The following is a 17,860-nucleotide window of genomic DNA, read 5'->3' as shown; positions in this document are numbered from 1 at the left end:
GATCGAATGAGTGAAGATAAAAAGATCCGTATCGATTTCATGGGCTTCCGGCGGGTTGCCGCCGCGCTCTCGATCATTCTTGTTCTTGGCGCTGTGGTAAGCCTTGGTGTGAAGGGGCTGGCTCTGGGGCTGGACTTTACCGGCGGCAGCCTGGTGGAGCTGGAATACGCTGAGGCGCCGGCGTTGCCAGAGGTGCGCGGCCAGCTGGCGTCTGCAGGCTATGAAAACGCCATGGTTCAGAACTTTGGCTCGGACACCTCGGTGCTGATCCGGCTGCCTGCGGCCTTTGATGAATCGGTGGGCGAAGAGGTGGTTTCCGCGCTTAACGGCAATGCCGGGATCACGCTTGAGCGTTCCGAGTATGTGGGTGGTCAAGTGGGCAAGGAACTCCGCGAGAAGGGCGGTATTGCGTTGCTTCTGGCGTTTTTCGTAGTGCTCATCTATGTGGCGATGCGGTTCCAGTTGAAGTTCGGTCTCGCTTCCGTGGTTCCGCTTGTACATGATGTGGTGGTCGTTCTCGGGATCTTCTCGGTCTTCCAGCTCACCTTTGATCTGACGGTCCTGGCAGCCCTCCTGGCTGTGATTGGCTACTCGCTTAACGATACCATCATCGTATCGGACCGGATCCGCGAGAATTTCCGCCGGATCCTCAAGGGGGAGTCGGAAGAGATCATCAATGTGTCACTGAATCAGGTGCTTCTGCGCACGCTGGTGACATCCGGGACCACCCTGGTGGTGCTGGTATCACTGTTGATCTTTGGCGGGGAGATGATCCGCAACTTCGCGCTGGCGCTGTTCATAGGCGTTCTGGTGGGGACCTATTCCTCGATCTATGTGGCCGCAAACCTGCTGGTGGCCCTGAAGGTCAACCGGGATGATCTTTATGTGCCGAAGAAAGAGGGAGCGGAGGGCAGTCAGCCGGAAGAAGAAGAGCCGCCCGAGTGGCTCAAGCGCATGGAGTGAGGATGGGGCGCCTTCAGGCGCTCCCCATGCGTTGCCGGTAAGCCTTGCTCTGCTGCAGGATTTCGCGGAACAGCATGTTATTGGCCACCACCAGTTCCCCGGCTTTACGTCCGAGGGGGTTGCCTTTGAGGTCGCCCCCCACGGCTCCGGCTTCCTGGCTGATCAGACTCGCCATCACCTGCTCATGCCGCTGGTCGGTCGCCAGAACGGTTGCGTCCAGGTAACCACCCGCAACTCTTGCTATATCCAGTACACTGCAGCCGTTGTACTGCAGGTCCGCACCTTCACTCACCAATGAGCCGGCCACATCCATCCACACTCCGCTGTCCTCGCCTTTGTTCCGACGATTGAACAGGTTGCAACTGATCAAGGTATCGGTCAGGTGCTGGCTGCTCCGGGCTCGGATGCGCTGGCTGTTCAGAACCGCCCCGTAGCCACGGCTGAAAGCGTATTCTTCGCCCGTGAGGGGGCAGAGGACAACCAGGTTTTCCGGCCGGTCATTGATCTTCTGCAACAGAGCCGTCGCGAACTCCGGGAGACCGCGGGCAAAGTTGCGCTCTCCCAGGATGGGGAAAACGTGCCAGCTCTGGGACCATTCACCCGCCTCCACCTCGCCGGCGGGGGCGATCCAGTGGTCCTTGTAGGAGCGTTTCAGCAGGTCATCGGTGCGTTCATGAACGCGGTGTTCGATGGCATGCACCGTGCGAACCACTGCCTCTGGAGCCTTGCTATCGGCATCCAGGCGGGCTTGTTGATCCTTGAGAAAATCGCTGTTTTGCCTTGCCGCACGCAAGGCCATTTTGATTGCTGGCTGCATCAGGTTACCAGTCGGGTCCGATTTGAGATGGGCGGTGGACTATACCAGAAAACGCCATTTAAGACGATTGATCGGCATCGGTGAACGTCAGGGAAACCCGTGAGCCATCTGCCGCCGAGGGAGTGCTCATGCTAGGATGCGTCCCTTATTTGGCAATGCATACCCGGGCGGGTGGAAGGTGACATGTCGGAGTATCCGGTTATTGAAGGCCTCAAGGTTGTGCTCGTTGAGCCCTCACACCCCGGTAATATCGGTGCTGTAGCCCGGGCCATGAAAAACATGGGGGTGGCGGAGCTGGTGTTGGTGTCACCAGCTTCCTTTCCTGATGAAGAGGCTCGGGTTCGTGCTTCCGGCGCTGACGACGTCCTTGAGCGTGCACGGGTCGTTGAAGGGCTGGGGGAAGCCATCGCTGACTGTGTGGAGGTGATCGGCACCAGTGCCCGCTCGCGCAGCCTGACCTGGCCCATTCTTAATCCCAGGGACTGCGGTGCCCGGGTCCTGTCGCAAGGGCGTGCGGGGCCGGTCGCTCTGGTGTTTGGGCGTGAAGATAACGGGCTGTCGAACGAGGAGTTGTGGCGCTGCCATTACCACGTTCAGATTCCAGCGGATCCGCAATTCAGCTCCCTGAACCTGGCGATGGCGGTGCAGGTTATGCTTTACGAAGTGCGGATGCAGAGCCTGTTCGATGCACCCGGCGCTACCGACCCCCACTGGCAGAGCACCGAATCACCAGCGGATGCCGGCTGGGATGAGCTGCCCGCGACAGCCGAGGACATGGAGCGGCTGATGGGGCATCTGGAGCAGACGCTGACGACCACCGGTTTTCATGATCCGGAGCGTCCGCGACAATTGATGGTAAGAATGCGTCGGTTGTTTCAGAGAGCTCACCCGGACCGCATGGAAATGAACATACTCAGGGGAATCCTGACCAGCGTTGATAAGCTGGCCCGGTCCCAAGATAGGGGCAATCATGTTTGATCGTCTGCGCGAGGATATCCAGAGCGTCTTTCACCGCGATCCGGCGGCGCGTAACGCGTTTGAGGTTCTGACCAACTATCCGGGGTTGCACGCGCTGCTTTTCCATCGAATGAATCACCGGCTGTGGCAGTGGGGCTTCAAGTGGCTCGCACGCACCCTCTCCACCTTTGCTCGCTGGCTGACAGGGGTGGAAATCCATCCCGGTGCGACCATTGGGCGACGGTTTTTCATTGACCATGGCATGGGCGTGGTCATTGGTGAAACAACCGTGATCGGCGACGACGTGACGCTGTACCAGGGGGTCACGCTGGGCGGTACCAGCTGGAACCATGGCAAGCGCCATCCAACACTGGGCGACGGCGTTGTGGTCGGGGCAGGCGCCAAGATTCTGGGCCCCTTCATGATTGGCGATGAGGCCAAGGTCGGCTCCAATGCCGTGGTGACCAAGGAGGTGCCGGACGGTGCTACTGTCGTTGGCATTCCGGGCCGCATCGTCACGCGCAAGGAAGAGCCCGAAGACGGGCGGCGCAAGGCCATGGAACAGAAGATTGGGTTCGATGCCTACGGCCTGAGCGAGGACATGCCGGATCCCATCGCACGCTCCATTCGCAGCATGCTGGATCATATGCATGTGGTGGATGAGCGCATTGAATCCATGTGCCAGGCTCTGAAGCAGATGGACAGTTATCGTGGCTCTACCGAGATGCCACCATTGCCGCTGGATTTCGATTGTGGCGATGTGCCCTCGGAAGGGCGTGACCAGGCGGCGGACGGGGAGAGCTCCCGGTCAAATACTTGACTGTTTTACTTGGGTAATTGATAATCAAGACCAAACAGTCAGCGCAACCGGACTCCGATCATGAAGCTGACCACCAAGGGACGCTACGCTGTTACCGCGATGCTGGATCTGGCGCTCCATGCTGGGAGTGGGCCTGTGTCCCTTGCGGACATCTCTCAGCGCCAGGGCATATCGCTGTCCTATCTGGAACAGCTTTTCTCCCGGTTGCGCAGGAGCAACCTCGTCACGAGCGTGCGGGGCCCGGGCGGCGGCTACCGTCTGATGGCCCCGGAAGACGCGATATTCGTGGCGGATGTTGTGGATGCGGTAAACGAGTCGCTGGATACCACACGATGCAATCGGGCTGCTGACTGCCAGAATGGCGAGATGTGCCTGACGCATTACCTGTGGGCGGATCTCGGGGATGAGATCCATCGTTTTCTCAGCAGCATCAGTCTTGCCGAGCTCCGTGACAAACCGGAAATCCAGGCGGTGGCCCAGCGTCAGGACGAACGCCAGCGCGAAACCGCCGTGATCGCGGGCGATGCCCGTCCAGCCGGGGTCTGAGCGGTTTCCGCTCGGACGGTCCTCAACAGCGAAACGATCCCATGACACAGACCATCTATCTTGACTACGCTGCCACCACGCCCGTTGATCCGCGTGTGGCGGAAACCCTTCAGCAATACCTGACACCGGACGGCATTTTCGGCAATCCAGCGTCCCGGTCCCATGCCATAGGGTGGCAGGCCGAGGCGGCGGTGGAGCAGGCCCGAGCCAGGGTGGCCGAGCTCATCGGCGCGGACAGTCGGGAGCTGGTCTGGACCTCAGGGGCTACGGAATCCGACAACCTGGCCATCAAGGGTGCGGCCATGGCCAACCAGGCTTTGGGCAAGCATGTCATAACCTCGTCTATTGAGCATAAGGCGGTGGTGGATTGCTTTCAGTGGCTGGAAGAGCGTGGGTTCGAGGTTACATGGCTGGAGCCGGACGTTACCGGCTGTATTGCCGCGGAACAGGTCGAGGCGGCGCTTCGGGAAGACACGGTTCTCGTCTCGCTGATGGCGGTGAACAATGAGCTGGGCAGCATCAACCCTATTGCCAGTATTGGTTCCCTGCTGCGCGAGCGTGGGGTGTTGTTCCATGTGGATGCAGCTCAGGCAGCGGGCAAGATGGTGCTGGATGTAAGCCGGATGCCGGTGGACCTGATGGCGCTTTCGGCCCATAAGGTCTATGGACCCAAAGGGGTTGGTGCCCTGTATGTGCGCCGCTCTCCTGAGGTGGTGATCGAGGCCCAGATGCATGGTGGCGGCCATGAGCGCGGCTTGCGCTCCGGCACCCTGCCAACGCACCAGATTGCGGCCATGGGGCATGCCTTTGGGCTGGCGTTGGAGGAGGGCGAAAGCGAAGCGGAGTGGTTGGAGGGGCTGCGTAGCCGTTTTGTGAGCGCGCTTGACGGGCTGGAGGGTGTCCATGTTCACGGTCCGGATCAGGCGCGTGTTCCCGGTATCATCAACATTGCCTTTGAGGGCGTGGATGGCGAGTCCCTGTTGTTGGCGTTGCGGGGCATTGCCGTGTCATCCGGCTCTGCCTGTGCATCCGCAACCACCGAGCCCTCCTATGTGCTTCAGGGCATAGGGCTTTCTCCAGAGATGGCTCAGGCGTCCCTGCGGTTTTCCCTGGGCCGGTTCAGCACTGAGTCCCAGATTGATACAGCTGCCGAGCGTATTACGGAGGCCGTGGTTCGGCTTCGCGAGCGGGGCGCCGCGCGTCGCACGACGGTGTGACTTTGCGCGTGAGGTGCGTATAATTCCGCCCGGATTCCACCGATTACCCATAACAGGAGTTTCATTACATGGCTACTGAGCGCACCCTGTCGATCATCAAGCCGGATGCTGTATCCCGCAATCTGATCGGCGAGATTGAAAGCCGCTTTGAGAATGCGGGACTGCGGATCGTGGCTGCCCGGATGATCCATATGACCCAGGAGCAGGCGGAAGGGTTCTACGCGGAACACCGTGAGCGCTCCTTCTTTCCGGACCTGGTCGGCTTCATGACCTCCGGTCCGGTGATCGTCCAGGTTCTGGAAGGTGAGAATGCGATTGATCGCAACCGGGAACTGATGGGCGCGACCAACCCCAAGGAAGCTGAATCAGGCACCATTCGCGCCGACTATGCGGATTCCATCGACGCCAACGCGGTGCACGGATCCGACTCCCAGGCATCCGCCGAGCGCGAGATTGCCTATTTCTTTAACGACAGCGAGATCTGTCCGCGCACCCTTTAAGACCGGCGCGGGGGCAAAGAAGGTACCCGACCATGAGCAACACAGGCGATCCCAGCTCAGCCGAGAAGGTCAATCTACTTGGCCTGCCACGGCACAAAATGGAACAGTTCTTCGTCGATATCGGCGAAAAGAAATTCCGTGCCGGCCAGGTGATGAAGTGGATCCACCATTATGGGGTGGACGACTTTGAGTCCATGACCAACGTCAGTAAGACACTGCGTGCCCGGCTTGCCGAGATCGCCGAGATCCGGGGGCCAGAGGTGCTGCTGGATGAAACCTCCAGTGATGGCACGCGCAAGTGGGTCATGCGCATGGCCGAGGGTAACAGCATCGAGGCGGTGCTTATCCCGGACGGCGAGCGTGGCACCCTGTGCGTGTCCTCCCAGGTTGGATGCAGCCTGGACTGCAGCTTCTGCTCCACCGGCAAGCGCGGGTTCAACCGCAACCTGTCGTCGGCCGAGATTATCGGCCAAGTGTGGGCGGCGCTGCGCACCTTCATGCCGTTTGATCGAACCAAGGAACGGCCCATTACCAATGTGGTGATGATGGGTATGGGCGAACCGTTGCTGAATTTTGACAACGTTGTTGATGCCATGGACCTGATGATGGATGACTGGGCCTATGGCATCTCCAAGCGCAGGGTCACCGTGAGTACCTCCGGGGTGATTCCGGCTCTGGAGAAACTGGGCGAGGTTTCTGACGTGTCACTTGCCATTTCACTCCATGCCCCCAATGATGAGCTGCGGAACGAGCTTGTGCCGCTGAACCGCAAGTACCCGATTGAACGGCTTCTGTCGGCGACCAAACAGTACCTGTCCGGGCTTGGGGACAGGCGTCGGGCAACGATTGAGTACACCCTCATAGAAGGAGTCAATGATCAGCCTGAGCACGCCCAGCAGCTGGCTGAGCTTCTGGTGGATGTGCCCTGCAAGATCAACCTGATCCCGTTCAATCCGTTTCCCGAAAGTGATTACCGGCGCCCCAGCGGCAATGCGGTTAAACGGTTTCAGGACATCATGAACCAGGCAGGCTATATTACAACCGTGCGGACGACGCGTGGCGATGATATCGACGCCGCCTGTGGTCAGCTTGTTGGCCAGTTTGAGGATCGTACACGCCGCAGCGAGCGCTATATTCCGGTTCACCAGGAGGTGAGCTGAACAGGAACAACCGGAGGATGACTGACTCCATGCCAGGGCGATTCATAGCAGACGCGATGCGAGTTTCCGCAGTGCTGATTCTGTGCATGGTCATAGCGGGCTGTGTCTCGCAGCGCCAGGGCGCGTTTGCCTCCGGGGATCCGGAGGAGGCGGAGCGGGACTATGTCCGGCTGGGCCTCGCCTACATCCAGAATGAGGACTTTGGCCGTGCCCGCCACCACCTGGATCGCGCGCTTGAGATCAACAGTGAGAGTGCTCCCGCCATTGCCGCCAAGGGCCTGATCAGCCAGGAGCAGGGCGAACTGGAGCTGGCGGAGGAACGCTTCCAGCGGGCACTTGAGCTGGACCCTGATTACACTCGAGGCCGGAGCCACTACGGCGTTTTTCTGTATAACCAGAACCGATATCAAGAAGCGCTGAAGCAGTTTCGGAAAGCATCCAAGGATACCGAGTTCGATGGTCGGGCCGGGATTTTCACCAATCTTGCGCGTACCGCGAGCCAACTCGATCGGCATGAGGAAGCGGCCAACGCCTACCAACGGGCCATGCAGCTGCAGCGTGGCAATGTCACAGCCCACATTGGCGCGGTGACATCCCTGATTGAAGCCGGGCACTATTCGCAAGCCCGTTCGCTGTACCGCCGGCTGACCATGCGTATTGAACGCTCCAATGGGGTCTCGCATACTCCGGAATCGTTGCTTGCCGGGATTCGACTGGCGCGCGAGGCTGGAGATGACGACAAAGCATCCGAGTTTGCGCGCCAGCTGCGTGAGCGTTTCCCGGATTCCGAGGCACACCAGCAATACAGGACCATGGTCACAGATGACTGAAGAGGGCAGTGCGCACAACGGTGAAACGACCCCCCAGCCAGTGGGCGAACAGCTGCGGGCCGCCCGTGAACGGCATGGAATGGAGCGGCAGGATGTGGCGGATCAGCTGCATCTGAGGCCATCAATCATTCAGGCCATTGAGGAAAGCGACTACGAAGACATGCCCGTGGACCTTTTCCTCAAAGGGTATGTTCGTTCCTATGCGCGGCTGACGGATCAGGATGGTGACGACCTGGTCGCACGGCTGGACAGGGAGCTTGAGCCCTATCGTCAGCGCGAGGAGCATAAGGAGCTCAGTCCCACGGAAATCATACATCAGCGGAAAGTGCGCAGGCGTCGTATAGGTGTTGCGCTCATTACGACGATCACGGTGCTCGTCCTGGGATGGCTGGTCTATCAGTATGGGCCCTGGGTTTTTGATTCAGCCGGCGACGTTGTGGATACGACCTCGGAAGCGGGAGAGACATCAACGGCAACGGAAAGCAGTGATGAACTGGGGGCCGAGTCGACTTCCGAACCCGATACGGCGTCAGCTGAGCAGGCTGGAACAGATGGGGTGGCCGCTGACCAGGAAGCAACTGCCGGGACCGCTACGGAGGCGCAGCCAGGGCTTTCCGGGCCGATTGAAACGGTGGACACGCCGGCCACAGAGGCAGGCGTGACTGAGAGCCGATCGGATACAACGCCTGCCCCCAATAACGGTGAGGCATCACTGCTCATTACCTTCGATGGCGCTTGCTGGGTTGAGGTGGTCGATGGTAACGGCGAACGGGTCGTGGTCACGCTTGCCCAGAAAGGCGACAGAGTGGATTATGAGGGCCCTGAGCCGTTCGAGGTACTGCTGGGGAACGTGGATGCGGTTGCCGGGGTCCGTTTCAGGGGGGATCCGGTGGATCTTGACCAGTACCCCGTCAGCGGGGGGCGTACCCAGTTTGTACTTGAAACAGCCAATGGCTGAGCCCTGCCGGGGCAGCCGCAGAGAGTGGCAGGATCACAACGATGCTTAAGAACGAAGAGTCTCCCATCAAGCGCAGGCCATCCCGCCAGATCCATGTGGGGTCGGTTCCGGTAGGAGGGGATGCGCCCATTGCCGTTCAGAGCATGACGAATACGGATACGCTCGACGTCGAGGGTACAGTGGCGCAGATCCAGGGCCTGGAGGAAGTCGGTGCTGATATTGTACGGGTCTCGGTCCCGGACATGGAGTCGGCGGAAGCCTTTGCCAAGATCCGCGCTGCAGTGAATGTGCCGCTGGTGGCGGATATTCATTTTGACTACAAGATCGCGCTGCGGGTGGCAGAGCTGGGAGTTGACTGTTTGCGGATCAATCCCGGCAATATCGGCAAGGAAGAACGCGTGAGTGCCGTGATCAATGCGGCCAAGGACCACGGTATCCCGATCCGTATTGGTGTCAATGCCGGCTCGCTGGAGAAGGATCTGCAGCGCAAATACGGCGAGCCCACCTCTGAGGCGATGGTGGAGTCGGCCATGCGCCATATCGAGATTCTGGAACGGTATGACTTCAAGGACTTTAAGGTCAGTCTGAAGGCCTCCGATGTCATCATGGCCGTTCAGGCCTACCGGTTGATCGCGGATAAGATTGAACAGCCCCTGCACCTGGGCATCACCGAAGCCGGTGGCCTGCGTTCCGGGGCGGTGAAGTCTTCCGTTGGGCTTGGGATGCTGCTGGCGGAAGGGATTGGTGATACCATCCGCATTTCGCTGGCTGCGGACCCGGTTGAGGAGATCAAGGTTGGCTTTGACATCCTCAAGAGTCTGCGGCTGCGCACGCGCGGGATCAACTTCATCGCCTGCCCGAGTTGCTCGCGCCAGAACTTTGATGTGATCGGCACTATGAACGAGCTGGAATCCCGGCTGGAGGACGTGAATACCTCCATGGATGTGGCCGTGATCGGCTGCGTCGTGAATGGGCCTGGTGAGGCGAAAGAAGCGGATATCGGCATCACCGGCGGTACCCCCCAGCACCTGATGTATCAGGACGGGGACAAGGATCGCAAGATCGACAAAGAGAATCTGGTCGATGACCTGGAGCGTGAAATCCGGGAACGGGTGGAACGCAAGAAAGCGCAAGAAGACGCCATCATCGCCAAGGGCTGATCGCGGGCGGGCAACCACGCGACCGAACAGGGGAGAACCTTGGCCAGAATACAGGCAATTCGTGGAATGAACGACATACTGCCGGATCAATCGCCGATCTGGCAGTACGTGGAGCGCATCCTGGAGAATGTGCTCAATGGTTACGGGTATCGCGAGATCCGGATGCCCATTGTGGAGAAAACCGAGCTGTTCAGTCGGTCCATCGGTGAGGTCACCGACATCGTCGAAAAGGAGATGTACACCTTTGAGGACCGAAACGGCGACAGTCTGACTCTCAGGCCGGAAGGCACTGCTGGCTGCGTACGTGCCGCGGAGCAACACGGGTTGTTGTTCAACCAACAGCAACGCCTCTGGTACATCGGCCCCATGTTCCGCCATGAACGCCCCCAGAAAGGGCGCTATCGCCAGTTTCACCAGATTGGCGTGGAAGCGTTTGGTATGGAGGGCCCCGACATTGATGCCGAGCTGCTGTTGATGACAGCGCGGTTCTGGCGGACCCTCGGGCTTGCCGACCGGGTCCACCTGGAGATCAATTCGCTGGGCACGGCCGAGGATCGCCAGCGCTATCGCGAAGCGCTCACAGCCTATCTCGAGAATTATCGGGAGCAGCTGGACGAGGACAGCCAGCGTCGCATTACCACCAATCCCTTGCGGATCCTGGATTCGAAGGTCCCCGAGACCCAGCGTATTCTGGAGCAAGCGCCGGCCCTGGCCGATTACATCGGGACGGAAAGCCGCGATCATTTCCAGGGACTGTGCGAGCGTCTGGATGCGGCCGGTATTACCTACAGCATCAACACGGGGCTGGTTCGAGGGCTGGACTATTACGGGAAAACCGTGTTCGAGTGGACCACCGATGCGCTCGGCGCCCAGGGCACGGTCTGTGCCGGTGGCCGGTACGATGGCCTCGTTGAACAGCTGGGCGGACGCGCCACCCCCGCTATCGGTTTCGCCATGGGCCTGGAACGATTGATCCTGCTCCTTGAGACCCAGGAGCTGATCCCGGACTGGGTTAATGGGGAGGCCGACATCTATGTATTGGGCATGGACGACAGTCTGTCCGGTCAGGCGTTCAGCCTGGCAGAGCGCCTGAGGGATGCGTTGCCATCCCGCCGGGTGGTCACCCACTGCGGTGGTGGCGGCTTCAAGAGCCGCATGAAGAAGGCGGATGCCTCCGGTGCCAGGTTGGCGGTGATCCTGGGGGCGGAAGAAGCAGCGGCGGGTGAGGTCAGTGTCAAGGACCTTGCGAACACGGAACAGCAGCGATTCATGCAATCCGAACTGGTGGCGGCCTGCGAGGCGCGCCTCGGTCAGAGAACGGACGAACAGGGAGCATAGACAGTGGCCGAAGAAGACGAACAGTGGGAAGCGTTCAAGCGTTGGTGGAAGCAGAATGGGTCCAGCGTTGTGATGGGCATCGCCATCGTCGTTCTGGGTTTCGCCGGCTGGAAGTACTGGGAAGCCCGCGAGGCGGCGGCCCGTGCGGAAGCTCGCCAGGGATTTGACAGCGTGATCAGTGCGCTTCAGTCCGAGAAAGAAACCGACAAGCGGCTTTCCTCCATGGAGTACGCACTGGACAACCTCAAGGACAGTCAGCCGGACAGTCCTTACGCGGTGTTTTCCGCGATGGTGGCGGCCAGTATCTATATGCAGGAGTCTCGTCCCGGGGAAGCGGTGGACGAGCTGTCCTGGGCCCTGGAGCAGGCACAAGGCGACCCCCTGCCACGCGTGATCCGTCTGCGTCTGGCTCGCGCCCAGCTGGCCAGCGACGATCGTGAAGGCGCACTGTCGACGCTTGAAGGCATTGAAGAGGCGGGGGAGTTTGCACCGCTGGTTCACGAGCTCAAGGGCGATGCGCATCACGCGTTGGGTAATGACAAGGCTGCCGTTCAAGCCTATCAGGCAGCGCGTGAGGCTCAGGGGGATGACGTGAATGACCGCTTGCTCGAATTCAAGCTGAACGACCTTGCCGTAGTGGAGGAGGGTTGATGCGGACACCTACCGCGGCCTGGCGCTGCGTCGTTTTCTGTGTGCTGGCTGGGTTCCTGGTTGCCGGATGCAGCAGTTCAGACACGCGTGAGCAGCCAGCACCGGAGCCGGAGGCGTCGGGTGATGTGGCGGTTCAGGAAATCTGGAGCCGGCGTGTTGCCGATGGCATGGATGGCGAGTATCTCTTTCTGTCGCCTGGAGTCCATGACGGCACCGTCTACGCGGCTACCGAGAACGGTTATCTCACCGCTTATAATGCACGCAACGGGCGTCGGGATTGGTGGGAAAAACTGGATAAAAACCTTGTCGCCGGTGTCGGTGTGGACAAGGACCACCTCTATGTGGTGAGCCGCAATGGTGAGCTGATTGCTCTATCCCGTGAAGGGGAGGAACAGTGGCGCACCTCGTTGCCCAACGAATCCCTGGTGCCGCCCCAGAGCAATGGGCGCTATGTGGTCGTGCAGACCATTGACGGAGAGCTTCTGGCGTTTGATCAGGCCAGTGGTGCTCGGCGCTGGCAGTACGACAGCAACATGCCGGTGCTGAGCTTCCGCGGTAATGCCACGCCCTGGCTGGATGGCAGTCGTGTGATTGCTGGTTTTGACAATGGTCGTGTTGTGGCACTGGATGCAAGCAGCGGCGCTGTCCAGTGGGAGCAACGACTGGCGAAGCCGGCGGGGAGAACGGAGTTGGAGCGACTCGTGGACGTGGATGCCTCACCTCATGTTGTGGACGACACCGTTTACGTGGGGGCTTACCAAGGGACGCTTTCAGCCTTGTCGTTGCGTTCCGGGGAAGAGCTCTGGAGCCGGGAACTGTCCAGTCTCAAGGCACCCGCTGTCTTTGGCGGGCAAGTGATTGCCGCTGGCGCGGACGGGACGCTGGTGGGTTTTGACCGTGGCTCGCGCAGTGAGCTGTGGCGCCACCGTAAGCTGGCCTGGCGTCAGCCAACGGCCCCGGTGGCATTGGGTCATTACGCAATGGTGGGCGATTTCGAAGGGTATCTGTACGCCGTAAATACCGGGGACGGGAGCATTGACGGGCGTGTGCGGGTCGATGACGAAGGCTTGCGCTCGAATCCTGTCCGTTTCCGTGATCGTGTGATTGTCTTTGGTAACGGAGGCTGGCTGGCTTCCTACCACATACGGGAAAGTGAGCACTGAACGCCATGATACCCGTTATCGCCGTTGTCGGCCGCCCCAATGTGGGCAAGTCCACCCTGTTCAATCAGCTTACACGCAGCCGGGATGCCCTGGTTGCTGACTTTTCGGGGCTAACCCGTGATCGCCAGTATGGTGAGGGTCGACACCATGGTCGTCGCTTCATCGCCATTGATACCGGTGGTCTTGCCAGTAACGAGGACGGCGTTGACCAGTTAATGGCAGACCAGGCTGAGGCTGCCATTGAGGAGGCCGATGCGGTGCTCTTTGTGGTCGATGGCCGTGCCGGCCTTACACCTGGTGATCAGGATATTATGGACCAACTCCGCCACCAGGGTGTTGCCGCCCATCTGGTGGTGAACAAAACGGACGGCCAGGACGAGGACCAGGCTGCTGCCGAGTTCTATGGCCTCGGCTTTGATCCCCTTCATTGTGTCTCCGCTGCTCATAACCGGGGGCTCCGGCAGTTGCTGGATGCCGTGCTCGGCGACGAGGATTTGCCGGAGGAAGAACCGGAGGAGGAAGAGCAAGGGCGCATTCAGGTGGGCATTATAGGCCGGCCGAATGTGGGCAAATCAACGCTGGTTAACCGTATCCTCGGCGAGGAGCGGGTAGTGGTCTATGATGAGCCCGGAACCACCCGTGACAGCATACGGATCCCCTTCAGTCGCCGGGATCGCGACTATACCCTGATTGATACCGCTGGTGTGCGCCGGCGGCGCCAGGTGAAGGAGAAGGTCGAGAAGTTCTCGGTGGTCAAGACGCTCCAGTCCATTGAACACGCCCATGTGGTGCTGGTCATGATTGACGCCCGTGAGGGGCTTGTCGACCAGGATATGCATCTGATCGGCTTCGCCCTGGACGCAGGGCGTGCCGTGGTGGTGGCGGTCAACAAATGGGACGGTATGGACCCTGAAGATCGCCGGTGGCTGAAGGAACACCTGAAGTGGCGGCTGGGGTTTCTTGATTACGCCCGTATGTACTTTATTTCGGCCCTTCATGGCACTGGTGTGGGCGATCTTTATGAGGCCATTGATGCGGGTTACGACTCGGCCATGGCCAAGTGGTCAACCAATCACCTGACCCGCATCCTGCAGGACGCGGTGACCCAGCACCCGCCGCCCATTGTGCGGGGGCACCGCATCAAGCTGCGTTATGCGCACCAGGGCGGGTCCTGCCCCCCGCGAATCGTGGTCCATGGTACCCAGGCGGATGCCGTGCCCAAGGATTACCAGCGTTATCTGGAGAACACCTACCGTCGGGTCCTTAAGGTTGAAGCAACGCCGATTCGGTTCGAGTTCCGTTCCCCGGAGAATCCTTTTGAGGGGCGCAAGAACACCCTCAACAAGCGCCAGAAACAGAAAAAGGCGCGCCTGATGGAGCACGTCAAGAAAAAGGAAAAGCAGACCAAGCGCCGCCGCAAGAAGCGCGCCTGAGGCGTTTCAGGCCAGCCCCTGATCCGCCACCTGCTTCGCCTGGATGGCCGTCAGCCCAATGGTGAAGATGATATCTTCCACCAGGGCGCCCCTTGAAAGATCGTTCACCGGCTTGCGCAGGCCCTGCAGCATGGGGCCGATGCTGACCACGTTGGCGCTGCGCTGGACGGCCTTGTAAGTGGTGTTGCCGGTGTTGAGGTCCGGGAACACAAAGACGGTGGCCCGTCCGGCAATGGGGCTGTCCGGTGCCTTGCTTTGGGCCACGCTTTCAATGGCGGCGGCATCGTACTGGAGTGGCCCGTCGATCAACAGGTCGGGGCGACGCTCGCAGGCGATGGCGGTGGCTCTGCGCACCTTTTCCACTTCTTCGCCGCTGCCGGAACTCCCCGTGCTGTAGCTGATCATGGCCACCCTTGGGGTGATTCCAAAGGTTTCGGCTGAGTCCGCACTCTGGATGGCAATATCCGCCAGTTCCTCGGCATCCGGGTCCGGGTTTACGGCGCAGTCACCGTAGACGCGCACCTGGTCCGGAAGGCACATGAAGAAGATCGAGGAGACAATCCGCGCGGCCTGATGGGTCTTGATCAGCTGCAGCGCGGGCCGAATGGTGTTGGCGGTTGTGTGGACGGCACCGGAGACCAGACCATCCATTTCATCCAGGGCAACCATGAGTGTCGCCAGCATGACGTTGTCTTCCAGCAGCGCGCGGGCCATATCCGGCTTCATGCCCTTGTGCCGGCGCAGTTCAACCATGCTGTCCACGTAGCTGTCCCGTACGGTCTCTGGGTCAATGATCTGGAGGTTCTCAGGCAGGAAGATGTCCCGCGAATGGGCGACTGAGTGGATTTGCTCGGGCTGGCCCACCAGTACGCAGTCGGCGATGCCTTTTTCCTGGCAGCGGGCGGCTGCCTGCAGCGTTCTCGGCTCATCGCCCTCCGGCAGGATGATGCGTTTGCCGGCCTCGCGCGCACGGCGCGTGAGAAGGTACCGGAAAGCCGGCGGCGAGAGCCTGGGCTCGCGGTCCACGGCCAGCTGGTCGCGCAGCCATTCAGCGTCGATGGCTTCGGCGGTGGTTTCCATGACTTTCTCGATGCGCTCCGTGTCGTCAACCGGCACGGCAATGGCCATGGAGGCCAGGCAGTGGGTGGTGTGGTAGGTGTCCATGGTGGAGGTCATGATCGGCAACCCGGTCTCCAGCGCTGAACGGCAGAAGTTGAGGGTCTGCTCGCTGGGTCTGAGCCCGCCAGTGAGTACGAGCCCGGCCAGGGGAATGCCTGAAAGCACTGCCAGCGCGGAGGCGACGATGATGTCTTCACGGTCCCCGGGCGTAACGACCAGCGTGCCCGGCCTGAGGGTTGCCACCATGTTGGGTATGGTGCGGGAAGCGATGCTGAAGCGCCGCACGCGGCGGCTGTCCATGTCGCCGCTGTGGAGGCGTTCCGCGTCCAGCTCCCGGGCGATGTCACTGACCCTTGGCTCAACCAGCTCCGGGCGCCATGGAATGGCGCCTATCAGCTTCAGGGTGTCGTCCTGCAACGGCGGGCATTCGCTGGTCCAGTCGGGCGTCGGGTCCGGTTCGGTATCATCGGCCGCCAGCGGCAGGGTGTGCCCTGTTGGTTCGCCAAGGCGGTTGAGTATGGCGCCAATCACGGGGGTTTCGCCGGATTCGGAGAAAATCCGGCTGGTGAAGGTCAGGCGCTCGCCCAGTTCGGCGGGGGTACGCTCGCCGGGAGCGCTCACGAGGATGACCTGAGCGTCCAGATTCCGGGCCATCTCCACATTCAGTCTCTGGGTGTAGCTTTCCTGGCTGTCCGGCACCAAGCCTTCGACGATGACAACGTCACAGTCCTCACAGGTCTCGTGGTAACGGCTTACAATCTCTTCCATAAGGTCGCCGGAACGCCCTTCGTTGACCCGTTGCTGGGCCTCGCGCAGGGCCAATGGCGCAGCGGGTTCCAGGTTTGTGCGGGCGCGTATGAAGTGGATGGAAGCGTCGGATTCGTCGTCCATGGCACTCTGAGCCACCGGCTTGAAGAAGCCCACACGCAGTCCGAGGCGATCGAGCGCCCGAACCAGGCCCAGACAGACAGAGGTGAGCCCGGAATGGAGGTCAGTCGGGGCAATGAACAGGTTCTGGGCCATCAGGTGGTGCTCCCGGCGTTGGTCAGGCGTTGTGTATCCAGCGCAATCATCTGTTCCTCATCCGTGGGGATGACCAGTACGGGCGGCGTTCCTTGCTTCTGGAGGGCGGTCGTTGCCTCCGTTCCCGCCTTGCTGTTGGCCGTTTCATCCAGCGCCAGGCCGAAAATTCCCAGATGGGCCAGAGTCCGCTGCCGGACCAGGGGACTGTTCTCGCCAATTCCACCGGTGAATACGAGTGCGTCCAGCTGGTCAAGCGATGCCATCATGGCCCCAATGTAGCGTGCGAGCCGGAAGCAGAACACGTTTATGGCAAGATCCGCCTGCTGATGGCCGTCTTCGGCGGCTTCAGTGAGGGTCCGCATGTCATGGCTGATGCCCGAGAGCCCCAGAAGCCCACTTTCGCGGTTGAGCATGGTATGGATGGTTTCGGCGCTGTAGCCGCGGCGCAGCAGGAAATCGAACAGCCCTGGGTCAACGTCGCCGCTGCGGGTTCCCATGACCAGCCCCTCCAGGGGGGTCAGGCCCATGCTGGTGTCCACGCTGCGTCCGTCGCGCACGGCCGTGACGCTGCAGCCGTTGCCCAGGTGCGCGGAGATGATACTGGTTTGCGCGGGTTCGCGATCCAGCCAATGGGCAGCCTGTTGCAGGATCCAGCGGTGACTCGTGCCATGGAAACCGTAGCGGCGCACGCCGTGTTCCTCGTAAAGGCTGTGAGGAATGGCGTAATGATAGGCTGCTTCAGGCAGTGACTGGTGGAAAGCTGTGTCAAATACCGCCACCTGGGGACATTCCGGGTAGAGGCTCTGTATGGCCCGGATGCCTGCAAGGTTGGCCGGGTTATGCAGGGGCGCCAGTGGGCTGCAGGCGTCGATGGCGGCTGTAACCCGTTCGTCGATCCGGGCCGAGTCCGCAAACGCTTCGCCGCCATGGACGACTCGGTGACCCACGGCGTCCGGTTCGCGTGTGAGCAGCCCCTGCTCGTTCAAGCGGGCCAGACAGGCCTCAAGAGCCTGTTGATGCGTGCTTGCGCTTGTCAGCGATGTGCTGGTGCTCTGTGGTGCCTTCTGGTGCAGTTTCGGGGTATCGGTTTCCAGCTGCTCGGCCAGAAAGGCGGCAAGAACCTGGTAATCGGGCAGTGCCGCCAGCGTGAGCTTGAGCGAGGAACTGCCGGCGTTGATGATGAGTACGTGCTGTTGATCCATAAC

The 17,860-nt window shown here is 60.7% G+C and carries 17 protein-coding genes; 14 read left to right on the top strand and 3 right to left on the bottom strand.

Going from position 1 to position 17,860, the window contains the following annotated elements:
- The first annotated feature begins 6 nt into the window (after positions 1–6).
- Positions 7–963, top strand: a complete 957-nt coding sequence (gene secF, locus AC1RQI_RS05995; RefSeq protein ID WP_481904042.1) for a protein translocase subunit SecF — start codon at positions 7–9, stop codon at positions 961–963.
- Between the two features lie 13 nt (positions 964–976).
- Here secF and AC1RQI_RS05990 read toward each other — a convergent pair whose 3' ends face one another.
- Positions 977–1,780, bottom strand: coding sequence for an inositol monophosphatase family protein (locus tag AC1RQI_RS05990; protein ID WP_481904041.1), 804 nt, complete (start codon positions 1,778–1,780; stop codon positions 977–979).
- A gap of 183 nt (positions 1,781–1,963) precedes the next feature.
- Between AC1RQI_RS05990 and trmJ the strand changes: the two genes are divergently transcribed.
- From trmJ to der, 13 genes are all read left to right on the top strand, one after another.
- Positions 1,964–2,758: a tRNA (cytosine(32)/uridine(32)-2'-O)-methyltransferase TrmJ gene (gene trmJ / locus AC1RQI_RS05985; protein ID WP_481904040.1), complete on the top strand. Its 795-nt coding sequence runs from the start codon at positions 1,964–1,966 to the stop codon at positions 2,756–2,758.
- Complete coding sequence (gene cysE, locus AC1RQI_RS05980) at positions 2,751–3,557, top strand: serine O-acetyltransferase (protein WP_416634692.1); 807 nt, start codon at positions 2,751–2,753, stop codon at positions 3,555–3,557. The genes trmJ and cysE overlap by 8 nt, the downstream gene beginning before the upstream one ends.
- A 60-nt stretch (positions 3,558–3,617) precedes the next feature.
- A complete protein-coding gene (locus AC1RQI_RS05975; protein ID WP_481904039.1) occupies positions 3,618–4,103 on the top strand; it encodes an Rrf2 family transcriptional regulator in 486 nt (161 codons plus the stop codon).
- Positions 4,104–4,144: 41 nt separating this feature from the next.
- On the top strand, positions 4,145–5,320 hold the full coding sequence (locus AC1RQI_RS05970; protein WP_481904038.1) for an aminotransferase class V-fold PLP-dependent enzyme: 1,176 nt from the start codon (positions 4,145–4,147) through the stop codon (positions 5,318–5,320).
- Between the two features lie 68 nt (positions 5,321–5,388).
- Positions 5,389–5,820, top strand: a complete 432-nt coding sequence (gene ndk / locus AC1RQI_RS05965; protein ID WP_481904037.1) for a nucleoside-diphosphate kinase — start codon at positions 5,389–5,391, stop codon at positions 5,818–5,820.
- 32 nt (positions 5,821–5,852) lie between these two features.
- Positions 5,853–6,980 (top strand): dual-specificity RNA methyltransferase RlmN, encoded by a 1,128-nt coding sequence (gene rlmN, locus AC1RQI_RS05960; protein WP_416634688.1) that lies wholly within the window; start codon positions 5,853–5,855, stop codon positions 6,978–6,980.
- Positions 6,981–7,036: 56 nt separating this feature from the next.
- Positions 7,037–7,810 carry a type IV pilus biogenesis/stability protein PilW gene (gene pilW / locus AC1RQI_RS05955; RefSeq protein ID WP_481904036.1) on the top strand — a complete coding sequence of 258 codons (774 nt, stop codon included), beginning with the start codon at positions 7,037–7,039 and terminating at the stop codon, positions 7,808–7,810.
- Positions 7,803–8,768, top strand: a complete 966-nt coding sequence (locus AC1RQI_RS05950) for a RodZ domain-containing protein (protein ID WP_481904035.1) — start codon at positions 7,803–7,805, stop codon at positions 8,766–8,768. The genes pilW and AC1RQI_RS05950 overlap by 8 nt, the downstream gene beginning before the upstream one ends.
- A 41-nt stretch (positions 8,769–8,809) precedes the next feature.
- Positions 8,810–9,928: a flavodoxin-dependent (E)-4-hydroxy-3-methylbut-2-enyl-diphosphate synthase gene (ispG, locus tag AC1RQI_RS05945; RefSeq protein WP_481904034.1), complete on the top strand. Its 1,119-nt coding sequence runs from the start codon at positions 8,810–8,812 to the stop codon at positions 9,926–9,928.
- A gap of 39 nt (positions 9,929–9,967) precedes the next feature.
- A complete protein-coding gene (gene hisS / locus AC1RQI_RS05940) occupies positions 9,968–11,266 on the top strand; it encodes a histidine--tRNA ligase (RefSeq protein ID WP_481904033.1) in 1,299 nt (432 codons plus the stop codon).
- Between the two features lie 3 nt (positions 11,267–11,269).
- A complete protein-coding gene (locus tag AC1RQI_RS05935; RefSeq protein ID WP_416634683.1) occupies positions 11,270–11,917 on the top strand; it encodes a YfgM family protein in 648 nt (215 codons plus the stop codon).
- On the top strand, positions 11,917–13,080 hold the full coding sequence (gene bamB / locus AC1RQI_RS05930) for an outer membrane protein assembly factor BamB (RefSeq protein WP_481904032.1): 1,164 nt from the start codon (positions 11,917–11,919) through the stop codon (positions 13,078–13,080). Before AC1RQI_RS05935 ends, bamB begins: the two co-directional genes overlap by 1 nt.
- 5 nt (positions 13,081–13,085) lie before the next feature.
- Positions 13,086–14,513 carry a ribosome biogenesis GTPase Der gene (gene der, locus AC1RQI_RS05925; protein WP_481904031.1) on the top strand — a complete coding sequence of 476 codons (1,428 nt, stop codon included), beginning with the start codon at positions 13,086–13,088 and terminating at the stop codon, positions 14,511–14,513.
- A gap of 6 nt (positions 14,514–14,519) precedes the next feature.
- On the opposite strand, the gene pta is transcribed toward der, so the two are convergent.
- Positions 14,520–16,655 (bottom strand): phosphate acetyltransferase, encoded by a 2,136-nt coding sequence (gene pta / locus AC1RQI_RS05920; protein ID WP_481904030.1) that lies wholly within the window; start codon positions 16,653–16,655, stop codon positions 14,520–14,522.
- The gene (locus tag AC1RQI_RS05915; RefSeq protein WP_481904029.1) at positions 16,655–17,857 is read right to left on the bottom strand and encodes an acetate/propionate family kinase; all 1,203 of its coding nucleotides are present in this window, start codon (positions 17,855–17,857) and stop codon (positions 16,655–16,657) included. The genes pta and AC1RQI_RS05915 overlap by 1 nt, the downstream gene beginning before the upstream one ends.
- Between the last annotated feature and the right edge of the window lie 3 nt (positions 17,858–17,860).

Source organism: Salicola sp. AFF1 (genome assembly GCF_056783195.1).
This window is presented reverse-complemented; position numbering and strand designations above follow the sequence as displayed.